8 protein-coding genes are annotated in these 7,519 nt (G+C 74.6%); all 8 read right to left on the minus strand.

Annotated elements, in window-relative coordinates; translation table 11 throughout:
* Positions 1 to 25: 25 nt before the first annotated feature.
* Complete coding sequence (locus E4U92_RS36415) at positions 26 to 1,540, minus strand: nucleotide-binding protein (RefSeq protein WP_137298367.1); 1,515 nt, start codon at positions 1,538 to 1,540, stop codon at positions 26 to 28.
* A 60-nt stretch (positions 1,541 to 1,600) separates the two neighbouring features.
* Positions 1,601 to 2,956, minus strand: coding sequence for a type VII secretion integral membrane protein EccD (eccD, locus tag E4U92_RS01375; RefSeq protein WP_137298368.1), 1,356 nt, complete (start codon positions 2,954 to 2,956; stop codon positions 1,601 to 1,603).
* A gap of 76 nt (positions 2,957 to 3,032) precedes the next feature.
* Positions 3,033 to 3,374 carry a hypothetical protein gene (locus tag E4U92_RS01380; protein WP_137298369.1) on the minus strand — a complete coding sequence of 114 codons (342 nt, stop codon included), beginning with the start codon at positions 3,372 to 3,374 and terminating at the stop codon, positions 3,033 to 3,035.
* Between the two features lie 141 nt (positions 3,375 to 3,515).
* Entirely contained in the window at positions 3,516 to 3,959 is a 444-nt protein-coding gene (locus tag E4U92_RS01385; protein ID WP_137298382.1) for an HD domain-containing protein, read from the minus strand.
* Between the two features lie 170 nt (positions 3,960 to 4,129).
* A complete protein-coding gene (locus tag E4U92_RS36420) occupies positions 4,130 to 5,098 on the minus strand; it encodes a hypothetical protein (RefSeq protein ID WP_229862302.1) in 969 nt (322 codons plus the stop codon).
* On the minus strand, positions 5,091 to 5,489 hold the full coding sequence (locus E4U92_RS01400; protein ID WP_137298370.1) for a hypothetical protein: 399 nt from the start codon (positions 5,487 to 5,489) through the stop codon (positions 5,091 to 5,093). The genes E4U92_RS36420 and E4U92_RS01400 overlap by 8 nt, the downstream gene beginning before the upstream one ends.
* 15 nt (positions 5,490 to 5,504) lie before the next feature.
* On the minus strand, positions 5,505 to 5,903 hold the full coding sequence (locus E4U92_RS01405) for a hypothetical protein (RefSeq protein WP_137298371.1): 399 nt from the start codon (positions 5,901 to 5,903) through the stop codon (positions 5,505 to 5,507).
* A 20-nt stretch (positions 5,904 to 5,923) separates the two neighbouring features.
* A partial coding sequence (locus E4U92_RS01410; RefSeq protein WP_277754745.1) for an ADP-ribosyltransferase occupies positions 5,924 to 7,519 on the minus strand: 1,596 nt, incomplete at its 5' end.

Genomic DNA, 7,519 nt, shown 5'->3' on the forward strand with positions numbered 1-7,519 from the left:
CTCTGTGGGGTCCCTCGGAGGGGGCTCAACGGCGCTTCTGGGACAGTTCGAAGACGTCCGCGGCGAGCCGGGTCACGGCCTGCCGGGTGGCGCGGGCGAGCAGGTCGGTGCGGATGGCGCCGCCGGCCGCGAGGTGCCGGTCGTAGGGCAGGGTCAGCACGCTCGCCCCGGTCGCCTCGAGCTGCTGGGCGGCCTTGTCCAGGTCGAGTCCGCGGTGCGGCACGGTCTCGGTGAGGACGACGACGGTCGAGGTGGTGATGTCCCGGGGCAGGCCGCGCATCCACTCCAGCACCGAGCGGGTGCTGGCGATGCCCTCCAGGGTGGCGGGCACGGTGAGCACCCGGGCCTGCGCTGCGGACAGCGCGGTACGGGCCACCTCGGCGGGCAGCGTCTCGCAGTCGACGACGGTCACCCCGAAGTAGCGGCGCAGCGACACCATGACCCGCTCGTAGCCGCGGGTGTCGAGCATCGCGCCCACCTGCCCCTGGCTGCCCGGCAGCAGCCAGGCGTTCTCGGGGAGCTGGACGAGGTAGCCGGTGATGTCCAGCAGCGACATCTGCGGCTCGACGAGGGCGGCGAGGTCACCGGTGGTCCAGCGCAGGCTCTCCGCGCCGAGCCGGACCGGCAGCGAGCCGAGCGCCGGGTCGGCCTCGACGATCAGCACCGGGTCCTGCCGGTAGTGCGCGTAGGTGGCGCCGAGCAGCGCGGCGACGGTGGTCTTGCCGGAGCCGCCGCGGATGGAGGTGACGGCGATCTGCCGGCCGGTGGTGACGGGCCGCTGCAGCACCTCGGCGGTAGCGGTGGCCCCGGCGACCTCGCGCGCGGCGGACGACGACACGGTACGGCGCACCGCGCGCAGGGCGCGGGCGGCGAACGGCTCGCCGTGGCGCGGCTTGAGCGCGGCGGCGGACAGCCGCTTGTCCACGACGGGGCGGGTGTCGGGCACGGAGCCCCGCCGGCCGGCGGCCGCGGCGGCGCCGGCACCGGCGCCCCGGGCGGGGGGCTGCGGCTGTGCGTGCGGCTGCGGGGCCGGGGCGGTGTGCTGGGCCGGCTGGGGGGTCCGGTGTCCGGGGTGGGGCTGGTGCTGGGCGTAGGGGGCGGCGGGTGCGGCGCCCTGGTCGCCGTGGGGCTGCTGCGGGCCCGGGGCAGCGGCGCCCTGGTCGCCGTAGGGCTGCTGCGGGTACGACGCGGCGGGCGCGGCCTGGTCGCCGTACGGCTGCTGCGGGTAGCCGTAAGCGGGGGCGGGCTGCTGGGCGGGCGGGTAGCCGTAGGAGGGCTGCTGCTGGGGGTAGCCGTAGCCGGGGCCGGCCTCGGGGGACGGGTCGGGGCGGCCCGGGTCCGGCGTGTTCTGCGCGGGCACGCCGGGGTGGGCCGGGGGCCGGGGAGCGGGAGCGCCCCCCTCGGGCCCGGGCTGCTGCGCGGCGGGCTGCTGTGACGGGGGTTGCTGCGCCGCGGGCTGCTGGGACGCGGCCTGCTGAGGTGCCGCGCCGGCCCTCAGGTCGCGCAGCACCTCGTTCTGCCAGTTCTCACCGCTCGGCATGTCGCCCTTCTCCCCTTGCGGCGGCCTCCCCCGGAGCGCCGCCGCGTCGTCCCTCGGAACTCAGAACTTGTCGAGCAACTGCCCGTAGATGCCGAACACGCCGACGGCCAGCGGGAACAGCCCGATCACGCCGAAGGACTCGATGAGATCGGCGAGCCTGCGCAGCCGCACCCGCACGTGCTCGGGCGGTTCGATCGCGAGGACCAGCAGCGGCAGCACCGCGGCCGCCGCCAGCAGGGCCAGCGCACCGGCCCCGCCGGAGTGGTCCAGCCAGAGCACCGCGAGGCGTACGACCAGCACGGCCGCCGCGCCGAACAACGCCACGACCTCCGCGACCAGCGGGAACGCACGGGCCCGCGACAGCAGCACCACGGCGGTGAGCGAGGCGAGGACCACCGTCCACACGGTCGGCTCGTCGGCGGTCGTCAGCAGCCAGCCGCCGGCGGCGGCCGAGGCGGCCGCGACCACGGTGGCCAGGGCCAGCCCGCGGTGGGTGGCGGCGAGCGCGTTGGAGACCTGGTGACGGCTGACCGAGACGCCCGAGGAGCGCCGGTCGTCCAGGCCGGTGAGCCCGGAGGCCATCAGGGCGAGCCGCGGCAGCAGGCCGAGCAGCACCACGGAGAACACGGCCATCACGGCACCGAGCCGGTCGGGCCGGTCCTGCAGTGCCGCGACCGCCTCCCAGACGAGGGCCACGGCGACGGCGGCGACGGCGCCGATCAGCCCGCCGCGGCCCAGCGGCGAGAAGTAGGCGAGCAGCACCAGGGTGAGCACCAGCGCGCCGACGACACCGGCCAGCCGTGCCTCGCCGGACCAGTCGTAGGCGTCGGCGGCGGTCCAGGCGGCGAGCAGGCCGAGCCCGCCGGCCGCCAGCAGCAGGGCGGTGGCGAGCCCCCGGTTGCCCTCGCCGACCTTCGCCACGACGGCACCGGCCAGCAGGAAGACCACGGTGGCCGCCAGCAGTGCGGTGGCGACGGACTCCAGCGCGAACTCGCGTCGCGCCAGCACCGCCGCGGCCACGGCGAACACGACGGTGGCGACCCCGGCGCTGACCCGGCGCGCGGCCGGACGCCAGCGCCAGGCACGCAGGTCGAGGTCGTCGGCGACCTGGTCGGTGACGTCGTGCACGACCGGCGCGGGGGGCGCGGCGTGGGCCCGCACGAGCTGGAGGACGGCGCCGTCGGCGACCTCGGCCGAGGACAGCGTGGCGTCGTTCGGCAGCACCGAGCCGTCGGAGGTGACCAGTTGCCGCGTGGTGGGCCGCGTGGCGACCCGGTCGTCGAGCAACCGCAGTATGTCCGGGAGCAGTTGGCCGATCGGCGTGTCCGACGGCAGGACGAGGTCGGCGCGCCGTCGTTCACCGATCAGGGTGACTCGGCTCAGCTGGGTCCGAGACGTCGTTGCAGTGCTCACCACTCACCGGAACCTATCATCGCGTCATTTCGGCCACGGGCCCTGTTTGAGGTGAACCCGCCACCCATGTCGGTCGTCTTCACCGCTTCTCCCCACTCGCGCCGGCGGGCGTCGCCGTACCGGAGGGGCCGTCGGAGGGGCTGCCCGAGGGGCTGCCGCCGGAGGGGTCGTACAACTGCTCCTGCTGCTGCCGCTGCTTGTCCTGCTCGGCCTTCTGCTTGGCCAGCGTGGCCTGGAGGAAGGACCAGCCGACGCAGCCGGCGCACAGCACGGCCGCGATGGCGATGCCCGCGAACACCTTGCCGAGCCGCTCGTCCAGCGTGCGGCGGCCGCGCTGGGTGCCGAACAGCAGCGCGTCGCGCATCCGCCGCCGGCGTACCGCGACCGACTCGAGCAGTTGGCTGTCGTAGTCCCGTGCCATTCGTCGTCGTCCCGTGCGTGTGTCGTCTGGTGTCGTGAGGTGCTGTCTGTCGCTGTCCGTCGGTGCCTGTGTCGCCCGGTGCCGGCCGGCTGGTGGGTCCGCCGGTGCGATCCTGCCCGCCGGGCCGGTCCGCCGGTGCCGTCAGTCGTGCGGGGTGAGGCCCAGGTACCGCCTCATGGCGCTGTACTTCCGCTCCAGGCGCCGCGCGGTCGCCTCGTCGAGGGCGGCGAGCCGGTCCGGGTCGGCGTTGTGCGCGAGGTCCGCCGCCTTCACCAACCGGGCGCCCGGGGTGGCGAGGATCCGCCGCGCGTACGCCTCCGGGGTCTCGCCGGGCCGTTTGGTCACGGCGCGGACCACGTCCTTGGTGCGCCGGTCGAGGTCGGCCGCGCGCAGCCAGTCCTCGCTCAGCGCGCCGTCCTCCACTGCGTCGTGCAGCCAGGCCGCGGCGACGAGTTCGTCACCGCCGCCCCGGGCGCGGACGCCCTCGGCGACGGCGCGCAGGTGCTCGGCGTAGGGCCGGCCCGCCTTGTCCGTCTGCCCGGCGTGCGCGGCCAGCGCGAGGGCCTCGACCTCGGCGAGACCCAGGCTCACGACGCGCGCCTTCCCTCGTGCCCGTGCCCGTGCCCGTGCTGCGGCATGCAAGCTCCCCCTTACTTTGCCCGTGCAACATAAGGCACGGGAGGGCGGGGAGTACACCCGGGGGTGCGGATCGGGGAACGGGCGGGAGCCGTGAGCCTCGTCGGCCGGCCCCTGGGTCAGGAGTTCCGCGTCAGCCCGGAGACGATCATGAACAGGAGCCACAGGACGGGGACGAGGCCGACGTAGGCGAGGGGCCTGCGGTGCACGGGGACGCCCGGGTCGACCTGCCGTCCGTGCTGTCCCGGCGCCGGGGCCTGGAGCTTCTTCACCTTGCGGGACACCACGAGGTTGTGGAGGAGCGTGAACGGGGTGAACAGGAACAGCGAGAACGGACTCCACCAGCCCTGCCAGAGCGTCTCCGTGGTGAGCGCCCGGTACACGGCGACCCCGCACGCCCCGCACATCGGCCCGTCCAGCTTGCGGAACGTCATGACGACCAGAAGCCCGCGGTGGGCCCGGAAGGTGACGGGGACGGCGGGGGAACCTCCACAGAACCTGCACGCGGGGGTGGGGGGTTGGGGGTGGCCCTGGTAGCCCGGGTGACCCTGGTGGCCGGGGTGGGCGTAGGGCTGGCCCGGGTGGGCGTAGGGCTGGCCGGGGTGGGCGTACGGGTTGGGGCCACCGGCTCGGGGTGCGGTGGCGTACGGGTTGCCCTGGGGCGGGGTGGCCATGGGCGGGTGACTTTCCGTTGAGGCGGCCAAGGTCTTGACCGCGTCGGAATTCGGGGCGGTGGTGAGCGAGTCGGGCAGGACGCGCCCCCGGTTGCTCTCCGGGGAGGCCAGCAGCTCGGCGAGCGCCTGGGACGGCAGGAGGCCCCGCTCCTTGGCGCTGCGCAGCCGGGCGTGCCAGTGCCCGCCGTCGGCGAGGGCCCGGCCTCCGGCGTCGTCGCGGGGAACCCACGCGGCGGCGTCGTCCTCGTCGCCGGCCCACACGTAGCAGAGGACGGCGCCGCTCTCCTTGTCGACGACCGTGAGGTACTGGACCGGCTTGTCGGTCCGGGCGCGGTACCTGGGGGGTCCCTCCCCCACGGAGTCGAAGTGCACGTCCTGGTCACGGCGTGCGGTGTTCCGGGCGGGCTCAGTCACCGGCGACCCGTTCCCGGAGGGCCGCGAGGGACGGGGCCTCGGTGAGGGAGCCGGGGACGGCGTGGCTCAGCTCGTTGTCGTTCGCGCCCTGCGCCAGCTCGGCGAGCAGGGCCGTGGGCGCCAGCCCCCGGGCCTTGCCGCTGCGCAGCGCCCGCAGCCACGACGCTCCGGCGTTCACCGAGCGCGGCGGAAGCCCCGGCGGCACCACCCAGCCGGCCGCGTCGTCGCTGGCGCCGGCCCACACGTGGCCGATCACCGTGCCCTGCGCGTCGGCGACCGCCAGGTGCGCGACGGGCCCGCCGGTCTGCCGGCCGTACGCCGGAGGCGCGTTCACCTCCCTGAACGGCAGGTCCTCGGCGAAGCGCGGGGCAACCATTCGTCCGCTGCTCACGGCCCCGGCGTCCCGTCAGCTCTCCTCGGCCAGTTCCTTCACGACCTGCAGGCTCGAGGCCTGGGTGAGGGACCCGGGGACGACGTGGCTGGGATGGGCGGGGTCGGAGTCCCGGAGCAACTCCGCCAGGGCGGCCGTGGGGGCGATCCCCCGCGCCTTGGCGTCCCGCAGCCGGGAGACGTAGAGGGCTCCGCGGTTGAAGGCCTCGTCGCCACCCGCCTTCCGCACCTTCCAGCCGGCGGCGTCGTCCTCGTCGTTCGCCCACACGTAGCCGAGGACGGTCCCCTGCCCATTGGCGACGGTCACGTACTGGACCGGCTTGTCCGTGGTACGGGAGTAACGGGCCGGGCCCGCCACTTCCTCGAACTGGAGGGGCTCGGTCAGGCGGGGCTGGACGTTCCGCTCCCGGCTCATGGTCGTTCTCCCTCTCCTCGCTACCTGGGCAGCACTTCGCCGTACACCTGGACCTGCCCATTCTCCATGAACACGCGGGTCACCCGGTACTGAGTCCCCTTGCCCAGCAGGACTTCCCGCTCGCCCATCCCGAACTTGCCGACCTTCTCCACCCACAGGGCGGGGGTGCCCTTCGGGACCCTGAGGTGGAGGATCGCCTCCGCATGGGCGAACGCGGCCACCGGGTGGTCACCCAGGGACGTCGACATGTAGGCCTTGTCCGTATAGGTGTTCCCCAGCATCTCGAGGGGATCGTCCAGCTGCAGGTGCCCGATTCCCGTGCCGCGGACCACCATGACGTCCTCCGGGACGGGGTGTCCCGCGAGGGCCGCGTCGACCTCGTCGATGTTGTGCTGGACGTACGGGGTCCACTTCGAGGCGTCGCCCCGCAGGAAGCCGTTCATCTCCTTGTACGTCGCCCAGCCGTCGGCGTGCGGCGCCGAAAGGCTGTAGTTCGGCTCGTCCGTGTAGTCCCACACCGCCTTGCGGCGGGCGTCCGGCATGTTCTCCGCGTAGTCGTTCCAGTACGTCTGCCCGTACTTGATGGCGTCCGTGTCCGTGGCGAAGGACCTGGTGCCGTCCGAGATCTCGGCGTACGCCACCCGGTGCTGTTCCGCGGGGGTGAGCCGGTCCCATTCCGCGTCGGAGACGAGCGGCTTGTACGCGAACGGCTCCTCGGCCACGCCGTGTCCCGGTACGTCGGCGTCCCCGTGTCCCGGCACGGCAGGAGCGTCCGCGTCGTGATGAGCAGCGGCGTCCACGCCGTCGTCGCCGGGGCCCGCGTGGTCGCCGGCGTCGGCGTCGGCGTGGTCGCCGCCTGGCGATCCGTCGTCGCCGTGGTGTCCGGCACCGTCGTGATGTCCGGCACCGTCGTGCGGGTGGCCGTCGGGCGTGTCGTGCGGGTGGCTGTCGGGAGCGTCGTGGCCCGTGGGGTGCTGCGTGTCGGGGACGTGGCCGTCCGTGTGCGGGGTCGTCGCAGGCGTCTCGTGCGGTGTGGTCGTCGGGACGTCGTGGGTCGCGGCGCCCGCCGGGGTGTCGTGGTACCAGGCGGACGGCGTCGTACCGGAGTGCCCGCCAGCCGAGACCGCGTCGCCCGTACTGTGCGGGATCCCGCCCTGGATGCCGTGGGACACGGGCGCCCCGCCGGTGTACGTCCCCCCGCCCCCGGTGGAGTGCGGGATGCCGCCGTGGATGCCGTCGGACGGCGTGTGTGCGGCGGGGGTGTGGGCGCCGCTGTCCGCCGTGTGCCCGGCACCGCCGGTGTGGGCCGTGCCGTCCGCCGTGTGCCCGGCCCCCGCGTACGCCGCGTTGTCGGCCGAGTGCGGGACGCCCGCGTAGGCCGGGGTGTGCGAGGTCGGGGTGGTGGTCCAGTGGTCGGGGAGGCCGGAGGGCGTCTGGTACGACGCCGGAGCCGTCTCGTGCGGGATCGGCGTGGTGTCGATGGTGCCGTCGGGCGAGACGAGGTTGCCGTTCGGCTCGAGGAGCCGACCGTCGGGGAGATGGACGGAACCGTCCGGGAGGGTGGGGACCTCGATCTTGCCGATGCCCTTGAGGCCCTTGGAGATGTCACCGATCTT

Source organism: Streptomyces galbus, from assembly GCF_005280195.1.
GTDB lineage: Bacteria > Actinomycetota > Actinomycetes > Streptomycetales > Streptomycetaceae > Streptomyces > Streptomyces galbus.